The organism is Ewingella americana (assembly GCF_006438725.1).
GTDB lineage: Bacteria > Pseudomonadota > Gammaproteobacteria > Enterobacterales > Enterobacteriaceae > Ewingella > Ewingella americana_A.
In genome coordinates this window covers 129,109-146,214 of record NZ_RCZD01000006.1, presented here as the reverse complement: position 1 = coordinate 146,214, position 17,106 = coordinate 129,109, and the positions used below count along the sequence as shown (strand labels likewise).

General features: G+C 54.7%; 5 protein-coding genes. All 5 read right to left on the bottom strand.

What is annotated here, in order from left to right:
• Positions 1–52: 52 nt before the first annotated feature.
• Complete coding sequence (gene nrdG, locus EAH77_RS12985; RefSeq protein ID WP_161985801.1) at positions 53–517, bottom strand: anaerobic ribonucleoside-triphosphate reductase-activating protein; 465 nt, start codon at positions 515–517, stop codon at positions 53–55.
• Positions 518–521: 4 nt separating this feature from the next.
• Positions 522–2,651: an anaerobic ribonucleoside-triphosphate reductase gene (gene nrdD / locus EAH77_RS12980; protein ID WP_431306767.1), complete on the bottom strand. Its 2,130-nt coding sequence runs from the start codon at positions 2,649–2,651 to the stop codon at positions 522–524.
• Between the two features lie 494 nt (positions 2,652–3,145).
• The gene (locus EAH77_RS12975; protein ID WP_140473236.1) at positions 3,146–4,945 is read right to left on the bottom strand and encodes an RHS repeat protein; all 1,800 of its coding nucleotides are present in this window, start codon (positions 4,943–4,945) and stop codon (positions 3,146–3,148) included.
• Positions 4,946–4,957: 12 nt separating this feature from the next.
• Positions 4,958–9,415: a SpvB/TcaC N-terminal domain-containing protein gene (locus EAH77_RS12970; RefSeq protein WP_140473235.1), complete on the bottom strand. Its 4,458-nt coding sequence runs from the start codon at positions 9,413–9,415 to the stop codon at positions 4,958–4,960.
• 60 nt (positions 9,416–9,475) lie between these two features.
• Complete coding sequence (locus EAH77_RS12965; protein WP_140473234.1) at positions 9,476–17,002, bottom strand: neuraminidase-like domain-containing protein; 7,527 nt, start codon at positions 17,000–17,002, stop codon at positions 9,476–9,478.
• Positions 17,003–17,106: the final 104 nt, after the last annotated feature.

Genomic DNA, 17,106 nt, shown 5'->3' with positions numbered 1-17,106 from the left:
TCTGGGAAAAAACAGGTGAAATGCATTGCCCGATCAGACAACGCATTAAGGACTAGCGAAGGGTATGAATGACCTGATTACTGCTTCCCCGCCAAATCAGCGAAGGATCTTTTAAATCTTGCATAAACTTGCCGTCAACCAACACGTTGATCAACGCAATCACTGCCTGCTGTTCTATCGTTAACTCATCAAGTTTATAACCCGTCCACATCCACACGTCTTTTCCTGGGCATTCAGCCTTAACGCGCAGTAATAGCTGGCGGATAACGGACAAATTTTGCGGATGCAGCGGATCGCCGCCGGACAACGTTAAGCCCTGGCGCGGGATCACCGTGTTTTGTAAATCGGCGATGATCTGGTCTTCATCTTGCTGCGTAAAAGGCTTGCCCGAATCCAGCCGCCAGGTGCTTTTGTTGTAGCACCCGCGGCATTCATGGACACAGCCAGAAACGAACAACACGCAGCGCGTTCCCGGCCCGTTGACCACATCAACAGAATAGTACTGGTGGAAGTTCAACATTTTACCCTAATTGACCATTACCCAAATGTTTCACGCGGCGCTTCACTTCTTCCTGCTTACCCGCATTGAACGGTCGCGCATCCGGGCTGCCGAGATAACCGCAAACACGGCGGGTGACCGAGACGCGAGACGGTTCGTGATTGCCGCATTTCGGACAGGCAAAGCCTTTACTGGTGCAGTCGAACTCGCCGGTAAAGCCGCATTCGTAGCATTCATCAATCGGCGTATTGGTACCGTAGTAAGGCACGCGGGTGTAGCTGTAATCCCACACGTCTTCCAGCGCTTTCAGGTTATGTTGCAGGTTCGGGTATTCGCCATAGCAGATGAAACCGCCGTTGCTCAGCGGCGGATAGGGTGCTTCGAAATCGAGTTTTTCATACGGGTTCACTTTCTTCTCAACGTCGAGATGGAAGCTGTTGGTGTAATAGCTCTTATCGGTCACGCCGGGGATCACCCCGAACTCGGCGGCATCCAGGCGGCAGAAGCGGTCGCACAGATTTTCACTTGGCGTACTGTAGAGGCTGAAACCGTAGCCGGTTTCCTCTTTCCACTGCTCGGTGGCGTCTTTCAGGCGGCCAACGATGGCTTCGGCTTTTTCACGCAGCAAGCTGGCGTCGAAGACGTGAGTCTGATTGCCAAACAGCGCATTAATGGTTTCATGTACGCCGATATACCCCAGCGAAATAGATGCGCGGCCGTTTTTGAAAATGCCGGAAATATCATCGTCCGCTTTCAGACGCACGCCGCAGGCCCCTTCCATATACAGAATCGGTGCGACGCGGGCTTTGATGCCTTCGAGGCGTGCAATACGGGTCATCAGGGCTTTTTTCGCCAGCAGCAGGCGCTCATCGAGCAGTGTCCAGAACGCGGCTTCATCCCGTTTGGCTTCCAGCGCAATGCGGGGGAGATTCAGGCTGATCACGCCGATGTTATTGCGGCCTTCGTGGATCATCTCGCCGTTTTCTTCATACACGCCGAGGAAGCTGCGGCAGCCCATTGGCGTTTTGAACGAACCGGTGACTTTCACTACCTGATCGTAATTGAGAATATCCGGGTACATACGTTTGCTGGCACATTCGAGCGCCAGCTGTTTGATGTCGTAGTTAGCATCGCTGGCTTTATGGTTCAGACCATCGCGGATAGCAAACACCAGTTTCGGGAACACGGCGGTTTTACGGTTTTTGCCGAGACCAGCAATACGGTTGCGCAGAATAGATTGCTGAATTAAACGTGATTCCCACGTGGTGCCGAGGCCGAAACCGAAGGTGACAAACGGCGTTTGGCCGTTGGCGGTGTGCAACGTATTGACCTCATACTCCAGCGACTGGAAGGCGTCATAGCACTCTTTTTCAGTGCGGCTGTGCGCGAACTTTTCGGCGTCCGCAATATTCCACTCCTGCGCCACCGCTTTATGTTTATTAAAACTTTCGGTCACAAAGGGGGCCAGCACTTCGTCGATGCGGTTAATGGTGGTGCCGCCGTAAATATGGCTGGCGACCTGCGCGATAATTTGTGCCGTTACCGCGGTTGCGGTGGAAATTGACTTAGGCGTGTCGATTTCCGCATTACCCATTTTAAAACCGTGAGTCAGCATGCCTTTTAAGTCGATCAGCATACAGTTGAACATCGGGAAAAATGGCGAGTAATCGAGGTCATGATAGTGAATTTCGCCGCGCTCATGTGCCAGCACCACATCACGCGGTAAAATATGCTGTTTGGCATAGTGCTTGGCGACAATCCCCGCCAGCAGATCGCGCTGAGTGGGAATGACTTTGCTGTCTTTATTGGCATTTTCGTTGAGCAGCGCCATATTGCTTTGCTCGACCAGACCACGGATCTCCTGATTCAGGCGGCCGCGTAATTCACGTTTTACGTCGCGGTCGTGGCGGTATTCAATATACGCACGCGCCAGTTTCTTGTGTGGCCCGGCCATCAACTGGTTTTCAACCGCATCCTGAATCTCATTGATATCAACACGCGCTTTGCCCTGTAATCCTGTCGTGACGACGTCGGCAACCTGTGCACAATATTCCGGGTTGTCGATACCGGCAGCAATCGCTGCGCGTTGCACCGCTTGCTTAATCAGGACTTGATCGAAAGGGACCTTGCACCCGTCCCGCTTGATGACAATTGGCTGCTGGTTCTGGTTTTTTGCGGGTTCGGATTTCAAGACGTCTGCCTTCACAATTTCACTCCTTTTATGCGTCACGCCCCGCCCCGTGCGGCCTGCGGCCTCATTCGGGGTTTTTGAGCTAAACGCTACATATTGGGTTTGGTGGGCTACTATACACACCATATATAGGTGCTGTGCCAGTTTCGTTGACCTGTAATCCGTGGTTTATTGACCTAAAACAAAGATTTTTGGCTTAAGTTTAGGGAATGAACAGAAGTGTAAAAATGGGCTTAAGGTGGCGCAGAACTTGCTTCAGTATGGGGTTGTTAGTGGGATCACATTATGATGAAACGCTTTTAAAAGACTGACAAATTTTCGCCGTTTAGACGGCTATCTGAGGGGAGGCGTTGCACTGGCGTCGGCGGGGTGGTCACACATTATCTGTGATGTTTAGTGTAAGTCGCCTTCACAAGAAGACGACTTTTTATCATACAAACTAAATCATCTCTGGGTCAAAGTATGAAGTAGGCTTCCTGGCTGATAATTTGCCCGTCGGCGTCCAGCTCCAGCAGGCTGCTGCCAATCAGGTTATCGATGCTAAAACGCAGCTGTCCGTCGGTGAGGCCGGCCGGTTTTCCGACCGTCCAGCACAGGGCGCGCACCTGCGCATGGCCTGCTGCCCCGGCGGTGACCACCTGCCAGCCCTCTTTTTCCACGCCGTTTTGGGTTTTGCTGTGCAGCTCAAGCCCCGGCAGATAGGTTACCGTGTGCAGATGGGCGACGGTACCGGCCTGCGAGCGGGTGCATTTTTGTACCCGCATACTGCCGCCGTCGTACAGATAGGTTTCCCCGTCGAAGGTTTGTGAGTCTCGTGTCACCACCGTGGCCTGCGCCAGCAGATTACGCGGGTTCCAGCTCAACAGTGTGCCGTTGTTTAAATCCAGCTGATTGCCCGCTGCGTCGTATCTGGCCTCGATTTGCTGCCGGGTCAGTGCGGTGTTTTGCGGGTTAAACACGCCGTGGTTAGCGCGGTCACTGAGGCTGATGTTGTGGGTATAGCTGGCCGCGCCGGTGTGGCTGAGTTGCAGCAGGTTGCTGGCGTTATCATAGCGGTAGCTGCGGGTGTAGTTGACGTACTGGGTGCGGTCGGTGGGGATGGGGGTTTGCCAGTTACTGTTCTGCGCGGCCTGCGGCTGGTTGGCCGAGGACTCATAGCCGGTCGCGCTAATCAGCTGATACAGCGCGTCATAGGCATAGGTATTTTCCGGGTCAATTTTCTGGTTGCGGTAGAAGCGGGTGGCTTCGGCATCGTTGTAGATGCTGAGAATATTGCCGACCGGGTCATAGTCATAGCGCAGGTCCTGCAATACGCCGCTGGCGCGGGAGGTTTTGCAGCCGAGCAGGCGCTGGGTCTGCGGCTCGTAGGTGTAGTCTGTCGCGCAGCCGTTGCCGTGCTCTTCGCGCAGCTTTTGTCCGGCGGCGCTGTAGCTGAGGGCTTTTATCACTGGCTGCTCGGTTTTGCCTTTGAGCGTCAGCCAGCTGGCCACCCGTTGCCCGGCGCGGTTGTACGCGAAGCGCTGCTGGTTGCCTTTGGCATCGGTCTGGGTAAGCGGTGCCCCGGTGCTGTCGGCGGTCGATTGAGTGATAAATATCGTGGCGCTGAGGGCTTTCTTCCAGACGTTTTCATCGCTTCCCGACCAGTTTGGCGGCAGCTCAGGATTAGCCAGTAACTGACGCTCCTGACTGAGTGCCGCCCCGCTGAGTGCCTGGCTGGTCAGGCGGGTGACGCCGGCGGTGTCGTAGTGGTGCAGCACCTGCCCTGCGAGGTTGAACTGCTTATCGGCGGCGGCATTGCCGGCGTAAACGAAGTGTTCCGCAAGCTGCTCCGCTTCGCCGGCGGGCTGTTCATACAGGGCCAGCGGGCGGCCGGGCAGGGCGATGGCCTCATACTCATATCGGCGGAGCGTTCCCCGGGCGTCGCTATGCCAGACGGGGCGACCTTCGGCATCGACGAGGGTTACCTGCCAGCCGGCGTCGACGCTGTCAGTGCGCAGCGCACTGCCCGCCAAATCATGCTGATAGCGGAAGTTTGGCGTGACGCTGGCGTCAGTCTGGCGAGCGGTAAACAGCCGGGGATCAATGCTGCTGGTGAGGTAACCGGCAGGGCTGAACTCGCTGCGGCTGATCAGCTCCACAATAGGGTCAGCCACCGCCGCGTGATTATAGGCAATATCGCGGACGGCAAGCCCGCGGTTGTCTAACACGCCCACCGAGGGCGTGTGTTGATAGAGTTGGGGAATGAAAGTTGTCATAGGAACTCTCCCTTATTCTGCTGCGGTATCGTTTTCATCTTCGCTGACCACAAACCACGGGTAATAGTGAATGTGGCGCTGGTAGCCCTTGGCGGTGATCACGGTATATTCTCTGTCGAGTGGATCGTAATAATGGCTGTCGGCGTACATCTCCAGTCTGGCGCTGTCATCGCTGACATAGCGCCAGTCATTGAGGAAGTAGGGCTGATAGCTGCGGATTAACAATCCTTTGTTGTCATATTCGCTACGCCCACTGACTACCCAGCGGTTATCGCTACTGGTTTCTGCCGGTACGCCGTTGGCGACCACCAGTGATCCGCTGCTGCTTCGTTGCCATGCCATGCCATTTTCGTGACGAACTGCCGTCTGCAATGCGCGGCCAAATCCATCGCTGAACAGGATTTGTTGACGCAGTTGCTGAGCCGGGTCGCTGTCATAACGGTCAGTGGTGATGGTCAGTCCATGCGGTGGCTGGCGTGATGCGCTATCGAGCAAGGTTTGCAAAGCGGCAGGAACGGTATGTGATTGCGCCCAGCGTTGATAACCCAGCGCGCACACCCGTTCATCTTCCGTGACAGCATGGGCTGCCAGCAGCGACTGCCAAAGCACTCCGTTGTCTTTCATTTGCGCGTTTAGCTGGCTGGCGGATATCACCTGCATCCAGCTATCCGGCACATACACCAGACACTGGGCCACGGGTATGCCTTTACCGAGTGCGAGAGCGGCGTCGATATTGGCAGGCTGGGTGAAAGGTTGGGTTTCTGGGGTGGCATAACCCGCTGTTTTTCCTGCTTCCGTTCCCCAGGAACGCACTGACGTCACCCGGCCCACCGCGTCCATTTGCGCAAAGTGCTGGTTGTCGTTCAGGTCGGTTAAGCGGGTGGGTGCCAGAAAACGGTAGTCATAACTGGCCTGAATCACAAAACCTGCGGCATCCACGATTTTGGTCATCACACAGAAATGCGTATCCCAGCTGAACTGTGTTTTACCGGTCAGTTCCGTGTTCCATTGAGCCTGGGGCTGCCAGAATTGTGTGGCGGTACCGTGATCGGTCAGGCCCTGACGCACGCACCAGACGGCAGTTTCCGTTCCCCGGTTAAACAGACGCGCCGAAGAGCGATATCCCGCAGACTGCAATTTGCTATTAAGTTCGGCTGCACTGAGTACGCCGTCATAAGCTGACAGCGAAACATCGTCCAACACGGCGCTGTCAGTAAAGGCCACCAGGGCCTGAGCCGTTGGCAGTACCTGCGAATTTTTTGCCGGGCCGTCGGTGTACCACACTTGTTGCTGACCACCGAAAATGCAGGGTTTACTGTTGGCAATGAGACTGTCCGCCGCCAGAAGCGACTCGAGTGACAGGCCTTTGGTGGGAACATTGCTGGCAGGATAAGTAAACAGGTTGCTGCGTTGTTGGTAGGGAAGCCCTAAATGCCAGTTTTCACCCTCAGTGAGGTGGTGCCAGCTGGCCTGTTGCTGAGTCAGACGCAGCAGCTGTTGTTGCTCGTCATAGCTGCTGGCAAACAAGGTTGCAGGCAGCGTGGCCGGATAAGGGCTGGCGGCCGGTTTAGTTCTGCGTGGATAATTTATGCTGACGCTATGGAGTACCGACCCAAACGCATCCTGCGCCAGCAACACGGTCTGGCTGCACTGCGGGTCTTGAGTGATGCGTTCATAGTGATAATCACGCGTTTCTAAACTGCTCGCGAAAACCACCGGGCAGGAAGCATCAGCACTCGGGATCAGGCGGACCTGATAACGAGATTCGCTGACGCTGTAGGGGATGGATTGCTGTGCGCTACCATCCAACCCATAGAGTTCAGTGCGCAGCAACTTCCCGCGCAGCGCCCGGTTTAACCAGTAACGTTCGTCGTCAGTAGCAGGCGTGAAAGCCACATCCTGAGCCTGGGTTGCATCGAAGTGTGTAAACCGGTGAATAAAATCTGGGAATGCCTGAGTATCGCTGCGCCAGAATTCAGCCGCCAGCAGGTCATCGACGTCGGCGAGGCCGGTGGCAAACCAACTGTGGACGGACGACGGCGGTGTAGTCTCCAGTGACGTATCGGTAGACAGCGTATCGCTGTCGATCTGCTCAAGTTTAGCGAACCCTCTGAACTCACGCTCTTTGCCGTCCCATACGCCGTGGAGATAGCGTGTTTCATGGGTGATTTCATTACCGGTGACCTCATCGAGCAACCTGCTTTTCCACAGTAAATGTAGTGGGAAAGGGAGATAACTGGCTTTTGGGGGGCTCGCCTGCGCTTTTTCATCCAGCCAGAACTGGGCTGAACTGCGGTAATGCAATTGATGATGTGCCCCCATATTGTTATTGGCCGCGTGTAGTAATCCCGGCTTGTCCGGCGTCAGCGGATAGCACCAGTGTTGGGGCTGACTATGCGGTACGGTCAGGATCAGGCTAAGCGTCCCCGTCCCCTGCACATCGGCAATCTGCAACAGGCAGGTGTCATCAAAATGCACTCCGGCTGGCAGCGGAAGTGTTACGGGGTCAGCAAAACCATTACCGCTTTGATTGCGATAAATCACCACCGCACTGTTTTGCAGATAAAGAATATCATCGGCCCCCGTGCCATCGATATCGGCCAAATAAACCCGACGAGGATTGAACGTCTCTCTCGGCTGAGTAAAACCAGCCAGTGTGAGAGGCTGGCCGAAGTTTCCATGTCCCAGATTAGGCCAGCAAGTGACCCCTGCCGCGCTGACGGTAACCCAATGTTGTTGGCCTGAACCGAGTATGTCGCTGAAAGCAATGAGTTGGCGTGCATCGCTGTCTTGCCCTGGAAGCGTGACTCCTGCTGGTTGCGCCACGATACTGGCGGGGGACCAGCCCCCCTGAGCATTGGCATACATTCGTACACTTTTCGGACCGATCAACACCAGATCAGACAAACCGTCACCGGTTAAATCGGCCAGTTGTGCCTGAGGGTGGTGATACTCAATCGGGAATGCATTGAGTGGGGTAAAAGCGCTCCAGCGTCGGTCCGGCTGGATGCGGTAACAGCCTTGCACACCAGCTTGTGTGCAGAGCCACTCCAGCCTGCCATCCCCATCAATATCCATTAGCGTGGCATTGTCACGCATGGTGGGGATAACCGGCAATCGGCTGGCCGCGGCGTAAGTTATGGCGTTGAGATCCCCCCCGGTCTGGCGCAATGGCTCGCGATACCACCAACTGTTGCTGTCTTGGTACAGGATGCCTGGCAGCCCTTCACCGTACAGGTCGACGAACTGATAAGGTTGCTGACCGTTAAATCCAGCCAGTACCGGCATCGTTTGCCAGTTACCTCCGGTTGCCAGCGCCATCGGCGCGTAATCGAACTCCAGCGGAGGGAGAGCCTGCACAGTGCCATTGGCTTCATAAGCGGACTGGCGCACTGCGACCAGCGTCGTCAGCGCCGCGTTTTGATCGTAGTCGAGGGTGGTCCGGCTGACTAAAAGTGGTTTTTCACCCACGGTATTTTCACCGGCCAATGCCTGCAGGCGGTGGAACATCAATATCTGGCGGCAAAGACGGCGGGTACGCAGTGCAAAGCCATAGTCATAACGAGAGAAGCTGTCTGCGCGCAAAGGCCATGCCGTTGAAACATCGAAAGAGGGGGCTTTAGACAGTGTGCTGTCGCGTTCCCCATAGTCGAATAGCAGAGTGAATAACCATGCGTTTTCAGCGGGCAGTGCGGCATCCAAAACAAACAGGCGGCTCTGGGGCAGGACGTTGCCGTAATAGACTTTAGAAAGGTAGCGTTGAGCTATAGCTGGCGCGTGCATGGATTTTTCACTGCTGTCGCATCCGGCGTCATCCTCTGCCTGATATTGATAATAGATATGTTCGCCTGTGGGTGAGACCGACTCTTCCAGCCACCATTCGGCGATATGCTCTGGAGCTGAAGGATCACTCGTTCGTGCCACGGCATTTTTGCCCAGACAGTGGATCTGCCCGTCCGGTGTAGACACTAACCAGAAAACTGACGCGGATGATGTCGCTGGTGTCCAGCACTCTATTTTCGTAAAGCTGTCTTCCACACGTGGCTGATACCGGGTGACGCTGTAAATCTGGCCCAGCGCAGCCCCCATCAATACGCTGGTTTTGCGGGTGTCCGGCGTGCCATTGGCATTGAGCGCTGGCAGCAAGATTTCACCATCCGGGCCAATGAAGGTATCCAGACCGTCGTACTTTGGCACGCCATGGGCTGTCCGCAGGCGGATACTCATCGCGGCGCATTGCCAGCCCAGACCAAAAGGTCCGTTACCTGCACCACTGCTGTAAGACAACGCTAACGAAGGTGCATAACCACGGCCAGTGGAGATCGGTAACGGCAGTGAAAGTGACGCCACACCGTCTGGGCCAGCATTGTTCAATGCTTCTCCCATGCCCTGAATCGCTCCGCCACCTTTGGGAAGTGACAGGCTGGCAGTGCGAACGCCCGTTGACGCAGATGTCGGTAAATTTTGCATAATATTGTCCCGTCTGGCTCCCCGAAGGGAGCCTGTGATTTTGATAAAAAGGATTAACGGTTAACGAATGGTGTAGCGAATATGCAGAATGATGTCGTTAAGACTCTGCAACAGCGCTTTCTGTTTCCCGGTGGCGTTCGGGAAGCTCAACACCAGCGTGCCGGTATCACTGATATCTATCCCCTCAAACGGCAGGAACTTACTGTCGTTGAAGTCCAGCTGGAACTGCCCGCTGTCGTTCATGCCGGTCGAAATCGCCACCGCCGTGCAGCCTTTTGGCAACTTACTGGTGCCGCCATAGGTCAGGGTGGCCTGGACATCCTGATAGGGGCCGACCAGCGCCGGGAGCGTGATACTGACCTGCTTGATGCGCCGCACGGTGCCGAGGTTCATGGCTACCGGGTAATCGTCCTTAATCTTCAGATCGGCCAGCGCAACGCAGGCCGACAGCGTACCGCTGGCCAGTTTGAGGACGTTGTTTTTCCCGTCACCGGCGCTGCCGTCCTTGCCTGCGGTGACCAGCGCGGACACTTTGTCGGCCAGCACGAAGCGCGTTGCCGTTGGCAGGCCGTTGTACTGGTCGGCCAGCGAGACGGTGCGGTTGATTTCCAGCGCGCGGTTATCCCACTGCAGCCAGGCGTGGTCCATTTGGGTCAGATTGAGCATCAGCGTTTCGCCGCACAGCAGGCCGGCGTAGGTCCCCTGCCAGGCGCCCGGTTTGATGAAGCTGGTCGCCGCATCATTGACTTCCCACTGGTAAGAACGCTCGGCCATCAGGCAGCGCGATACCGCCAGGTCGTAGAACTGGAAGAAAATGGCGGCGAGGCGGCCGCGCAGCCAGTTGTACAGCGCCTGGTTGCTGAACTTGCGCTGCAGGAACTCCAGCTGCGCCTGGATCTGCCCCTGCTGGGTTTCGAGATAGCCTTTTTGCATAACGGCGGCTTCGCGGCGCACCGCCAGGGACGCCTGCTGGGCTTCAAGCTGGCTGACTTCAGACTGGGCGTTATTGCGCTGGATATCCCACTCCTGACGGCGGCGGCGATAGGCTTCGGACTGCGATACTTTGTCGGCGTCAATCATCATGCCGGAGGTGGTGATCTGGATGCCGATGGCGGCGGCGTTGGCCAGTCCGCCCCAGCGTGCTCCGCCGATGGAGAAGCCGTAGATGTTCGGCACCATCTCCAGCGCAGCGGCGGCCATGTGCAGGGCGCTTGAGCTGGCGTTGATGGCGGAAGCGGTAGCGCGCAGGTCCATGGCACGTTTTTCACCGCTGCTGACATTTTCGTTAAACAAGCTGGTGTAACTGTTTAATCGCTGACGGGCACCGTTGAGCGACTGCGTGAGCACCACGCGTTCGGCGTCGAGTTCGCTGAGGGCTTTGTCCTGCATGCTGATGCTGGTGAGCATCAGTTCGCGGGCCTGATTCTGCAGCAACTGATTGAGAGCTTCGCCGTCCTGACGTTCGATAATGCCCTGCAGGGAGGCGCCAAACTGCATCAGTTGGGAGACCACGCCGCGGGCGCTGTCGAGCATCTGCGGGAAGCGGTGAACCGTCAGCACCGCCGTTGGCAAGGTGCTGCCGCCCTGCGAGGCCATGACCGCGGCGCTGAGCAGGGCTTTGGGGTCGGCCGGGGTGGCGTACAGCGGCAGGGAGAGCGGCTGACCGTCGATGGACAGATTGTGGCGCAGGTTAAACAGGCGCTGATTGAGGGTCTGCCAGTAGTCGGAGAGCTGGGCGTTCTGTTCGGGGAGGAACAGGTCGGTAAGCGCGGCCTGAGTCTGGGTTGACGCCAGGCTCAGGGTGGCATTGCCCCAGCTGCTGTCGAGCTCGACGTAGGGTTCAGTGCCGAGCAGATTGAGGGCCTGCATGTACCACATTTTGGCCTCGGCGAGGGTGTCACGCTCGAGCATGCGGAACTGGTGGTCGCCGCGCGCGATGAGCAGGTCGAGGGTGCGCATAAAGGTGGAGACTTTATAGTGCATCGGGTCGTGCTGGCAGATGGCGTCGGGGTCGGTGGTATCGAGCTGGTCGCTGTTCCAGCTGGTGTCTTCCTGCAACGGACGGACGTTCCAGTCGTAGTCAGCGGGCTGGCCGTTGACCAGATAACCGGCCGGATCCCAGATGTAGCTCAGCCAGCGGTTGCTTTCGTCGAAGCTTTGCTCCTGCAAAAGGCGCTGTGCGACCAGCATCGGGGTGTAATAGAACAGCTCCCAGAAGTAGAGGGCGTTGGCGCCGGTGAAGTCCATCGGCTCCTGATAGGTGTCTAAAACAGCGACGGAAGAGTAGCCTTTATATTTTTTAACATTAGTCACCGGGCCAGACTGACCTGTTCCAGAGGCATGGTCTGCATCATTAATTAACGTGGCCTGTTTGGTCGATGTATTATAAGTAAAGAAAGCCGGTTCCCATACGCCATTATAAAAATGTGCTGAATACTCTACAGCAACACGTACACCTTCACCGGCGTAAGAGTGATCTTCATAGGGAACAAACAGGATTAATTCAGTTTCCACCGGGCTCAGCGTGCCTTCATAATATAATTGCAGTGTGCTGCTTCCCTGGATATTACCAAGATATATTTTGAACCAGTCTTCGCTTCCGTGAACCTGCGCATTATAGGCTGGGAGCACTAAGCGGGTATAGAACCCCTCTCCTCGCATCGGCTCGGCAATATTCTGCGTATTCATGCTCAGAATAGAATCAATACCTTTATCGGCACGGCTGACCAGTTCATGGGCAAACAGGGTATTGAGACGGGTGCGGTAAATACCCATCTCGATATACTGCGCACCGGCATCGGTTTTATGCAGGGTGAGGATGTTGTTGCTGTCCTCGCTTTTACGGGTAACGGGAATGACGAAGGTTTCAGAGCCAACAAAGCGGTTGTCATCGGCTTTGGCGCTGAAGGTCACTTCCACATTCGCTTTATTATTGGTAAAGACCAGCCCTGAAATGTCAATTTCCAGCTCATTGAAAACGTAGGTCATGCCATTCAGACTGCCGGCAGGGAAAGTGCTGCAGTTTTTATCGGCGGTAAAGGTCTGCGTTTTGCTGCCGGCCTTAACGGTAATAGTGACTGCCGAGTTATTAATGGTGGTGCTGACGTCATGCCTGGCCGTTATGTCCATTTGTAGATTGGGGCAGTACAAATTACCATCGCTTCCTAGGGGGCCAATGAGTATGTTCTCCATTGTAGATAAACAAACTAAATCGTCACCTTGTAGGGTTTTTGAATTATATAATGACGTGATCTTATATGTGTTGAGGCTGTTGTATGCCAGCATTTCTTTTTCTTCAGAAAAACCACAGCAGGCATACCAGGGGTTAGAATAATCACCATTATAGATAAGTAAAGAGTCTAGTTTATTTGAGTGATATAATCCGAGTGGTGCCTGGTTCATGTCTATATCTTTATATGAAATATTTTTCTCAAAATCATAAACAACAAATTTATCTCCATAATTACCGAAGTGTTTAATTAGATGAGTTTGATAATCCCGCGCTGCGGAATAAGCATCGTAACAAACCCTCACACTAGGCTTAATAAATAACCTGATGCTGGAGTCTGAAAATACAGAACGGATAGCAGCAATATTTCCGCCATAGACTTTGCTGATTTCATAGCCACCGCCCGACCAACTGCTGTTGGTGACGACTGACGTGGGTACACTATAGCTATCAGAAAAACGATTATTCACGCTGCTCATCGCAGTGGTATCAAACTGGGTTTTGGCATTGTCCAGATAAAGATTAGTCTGGGTTTTATCCATATTGACGCCGGTCATATCGGCAAAAATAGAGATCCCGCTGGCCGTCTTCGTGTCCGCCGCCTTGGCGACTTTTGTATAAAACAGCACCACCAGTTTATCTTCGTCAGTACATTCTGAGCAGTACAGCCCGATGCCGTCACCGGTGGCGGATAAGGACGGGATCAGTGCGTCGGCGCTAAAGCTGAACGGCGCGGTCCAGGTGCCGTCATAACGGATATGGCTGAGCTTCAGATCGAAGTTGTAGGTGGTCGTTTTGATTTTACCGGTGCTGTCGAGGGTCGACTGCTCTTTGCGCTCCAGCCACAGGACGTACAGGCGGGACTTATAGTTTACCGGGCGGATCATCCCCTGCCACGGATTGACCGCGCACTCAATTTTCAGCCAGTCGCTCCAGGCGTTGGCCGGGAAGCTGCCGGCGGCAAACTGGTCGTGGTTGACGCGCCGCCAGTAGTAATCGGTGGGTTGGCTCTGGCTGGCGCCGATAAAGTAGGTGAAGCCGGTGTCAACGTTCACCTCATCGTGGTAGGCCGAGACGATGCTCAGGTTGGCCACCTGTTCGAAGTTGGTGAGGTAGGTTTTAAAGGCATCCTCGACGGTGTCGGTATTGAGCTGGCTCTGGTTAATCGACTGCAGCAGCTCGCCCATCATGTGGGTTTGCCCGATGCGCTGGGTCGGGTCGACGTAGTTCTCCGGGTAATAGAGCAACTGCGATTTACCGGCCCAGGTGCTGTAGCGTTTGTTGTAGACGTCCCAGTCGTCAAAGAATGTGCGGCTGGTGACGGCGGTGACCACGTCGACCTCAATGCGTTGCAGCACGCGGTTGACGTACAGCTGGATACCGGCAATCGCCTCGGCCAGCGGGGTGGTGAGAACGTCCGCCGAGACCTGGTTGTCGATGAGCAAATAGGTGAACAGCGCGTTGCGGTCGCGGATATTGAGCGAAGCGCTGATGACGTTTGCCAGCGAGTAACCGCAGGCGGCGTCGCTGAGCAGGGTGCCCTGCAGCGCGTGCAGTTGTGTGCTACGTTCGGCGTTCAGCCCGGCGACCAGCGCATTGGCGACGTCCTGCCACTGGGTGTAGGTGGTGGTGGTAGCATATTTCAACGCGTTGAGCGAGGTAAACGTGACCGGTGCGATACCGCAGGCGGTGGCGAGGGTGACCCACTGAAGTGCCAGGTCAATCGTCGACCAGCAGGTTAACGGTGTGGTGGTGACGGCGCCGGCCTGCACCAGGGCGAGGGCCTGGGTCAGGGTGTTCTTGTCGAGGTTCATGGCGTCGGCAAGTTTTTCGACCGTCAGTGCACCGGCAGTAAAAGCGGTGAGGGTGTCTGAGGCCTGGTCTGCCAGGCTGTTTATCCAGCCGTGGAAGCCGGTCAGCGCCTGTAACGTCGCCAGGGAGTGGCCGAGGGCGGTAGCCCCGGTGATCATCTTAGCCGGTTGAGTAACGGCCAGTGCCAGCTCGTTTTCGCTGAGCTGGGTGTTGCTGTAAATCACGGCGAGTTGTGCCAGCAGTTGACAGAAGGTGATCACTTTGGCGCTGGTGCTGTTCGTTTGCACTTCCGTCCAGAAGGTATCGACGGTGATGCCGGACGGTTTAACCTGGTCGCTCCAGCACAGCAACTGATAGGCGACGTTTTCGGAGGCCAGCTGTAAGGAGGCGGCAATGTAGGGCGCCATGGCGTGTTTAAGTGCGTCGCCACGGGTGGCTTTCTGGTCAGGCAGACCGGCCAGCAGGGTGGCGGTCAGGTTTTCGATTTCCGGGGTGAGGGTGGTGCTGTAGGTGTCGGTGACCATAATATACAGGTCATAGACGGTCCAGTGATTGGCAGCTAACCATTGGGTGGTTTTATATACCGCATCAATAATTTCAGCCAGCTTCTCGTCAGTAATCTGATACAACCTGGTTGCCCGGTAATTCAGTATGTCCAGAAGTAAATATAATTCGCTGACGGAAAAATGATGGGCGTCGGCTAATAACCTGGCGCGATAAAAATCTGAGATATTCCCGATATTACAAATAACAACGCCATCTTCTGCGTAGTCAACGATGTAATTGAGCGTCATCATCTCGTTGTCATCGGCGTTTAACCCCCGTTTTATGGACGAAACGCGCGGATCTTTAACGGCAGTGTTTACTCTGAAGTCAATATTCGTCGTGTCTGTGACCAGAGTCATTCCGCTGAGCGGTGGGTTATTAAATAACTGATCAAACTGACTCAGGGCATCCAGAATCGGTTGCTCGGAAATATTCACATTGGCTAATGTCAATGCCTGGCCTGCATCAACGGCATATTGCTGTAAATATAACTTCACCTGCGACAATCTTTTCAATACGACGGCATTCACAATCTGTGAGGCATCTGCGCTATTAATGACCCGCCAGATAACGGCCGGAGATAATCCGCTGGCTTTATACAGGCGGATGACTTTGTTGAGTTTCAGCAGGGATGCTTGTGTATTAATGTCAGATGCTGCTGTGACAGTAAACTGTACAGCGGTGTAATTGTAAATATTCCCAGTGGCTTCTTGCCGTTTTATCGCTATATTGAAAGATTTTTCCGAGACTGAAGTAGGGATGCTAACTTTATTAATGTAATGTTTATTCGCCAGAGGGGCGAAATTCTGATTATGATAATAAACCACTAACCCAGTTGGGTCGGATAATAACTTGAAATCAGGTTTTTCTATGGCATAGTCCTTCATGCTATAACTTATGTTATAGGTTTCTTTGCCTGTTGGATACAGGTCTAAATAATTAAGCTGGGTCGTATAGTTATCTTTGGGTGTTTGCATAATTGTGACAACGTCAACTTGACCTTCACTCATCACTGGTGCGACTAACTTATTACTGACATAACTGGCATTGCAGGTGTTAATAATCTCCGCCAGCTCATCCTGGGTAATATTGTAATAACGGCAAAGATAATCCACTGAGCGCAGGGTATTGATATCCAGCGTGCCGAAGTTTTTGGTGTACAAGGCAGCAGCGGTGGCGTCGGTGATCTCCTCCAGCAGAATATTATTCAACTCAGGGGAGATATTCAGGTTCAGGCCCTGCGCCACGTTAGTATCGAGTGAGGAAACCAACAGCGCCGACGGCGTCAGCGGGCTTAAATCCGGGTCGGCCAGCAGCAGCGACTGGCGGACGTTATCAAAGGCCTGATGATAAGGCGTGACGCCGGTGGAGCGGTCGGTAGAAAGCAGCTCCATCACCTGGGTCTCATTCTTGCCGGTTTTGGTTTTGATGCCGGTTAAGACAATCTCATTGGATAATGAGAGGGTGGAGACTTCCTGCGTCATATTGGCCTGGCTGAGCGTCAGGGACTGCAAATCCGGGCGTCGTTTATCTAAATGATAGTCCGATGAGGTGGCGTGCAGGTCTTTGGCCTGGGTGTAGAGCTCGGTCAGGTAGCTGGCGGGAGAGAACACCGACGCGACCGACCCCGACGGAGCATAGGCGCTGTCACGGCTAGCGAAAATATCCTGATAGCCAGAGGCATCGGACGGCGAAGCGCTCAGGAGCTGCGACGCGTCCGTGCTTTCAACCACGACGTTGCTGATTATCGGCTCAATGCCCAGATTCACTGCGCTTTGCAGTTGCGGGTTGGCGCGTGACGTGACTTTGGCGGCCAGCAGGACGTTGCTGCGCTGGTCCTGCTGCGCGGCCTCATACAGCTGTTTGGTTTCACTCCAGGAGAGCGTGTCGGTGGTTTTTTCGAGGAATTCTGCAAAAGACATGCGCGGAATAGGAGCCAGCGTCTTGATATCAGATTTTGTGGCGAGGGTTGCCAGTAATGATGCCGTTGTGTCATTCATGATAAATCCTTAGAAGAAGTCAGTCGTCAGCAACGCTGTTGGCGGGTAACGCTTTCAGACCAGGTTTCAATTTCAAGGTTGTTTCAATATCAGAAGCCTGAATA

Coding starts and splice junctions, on each gene's coding strand:
- EAH77_RS12975 (WP_140473236.1), bottom strand. CDS start 4,945: ATGACAACTTTCATTCCCCAACTCTATCAACACACGCCCTCGGTGGGC.
- EAH77_RS12970 (WP_140473235.1), bottom strand. CDS start 9,415: ATGCAAAATTTACCGACATCTGCGTCAACGGGCGTTCGCACTGCCAGC.
- EAH77_RS12965 (WP_140473234.1), bottom strand. CDS start 17,002: ATGAATGACACAACGGCATCATTACTGGCAACCCTCGCCACAAAATCT.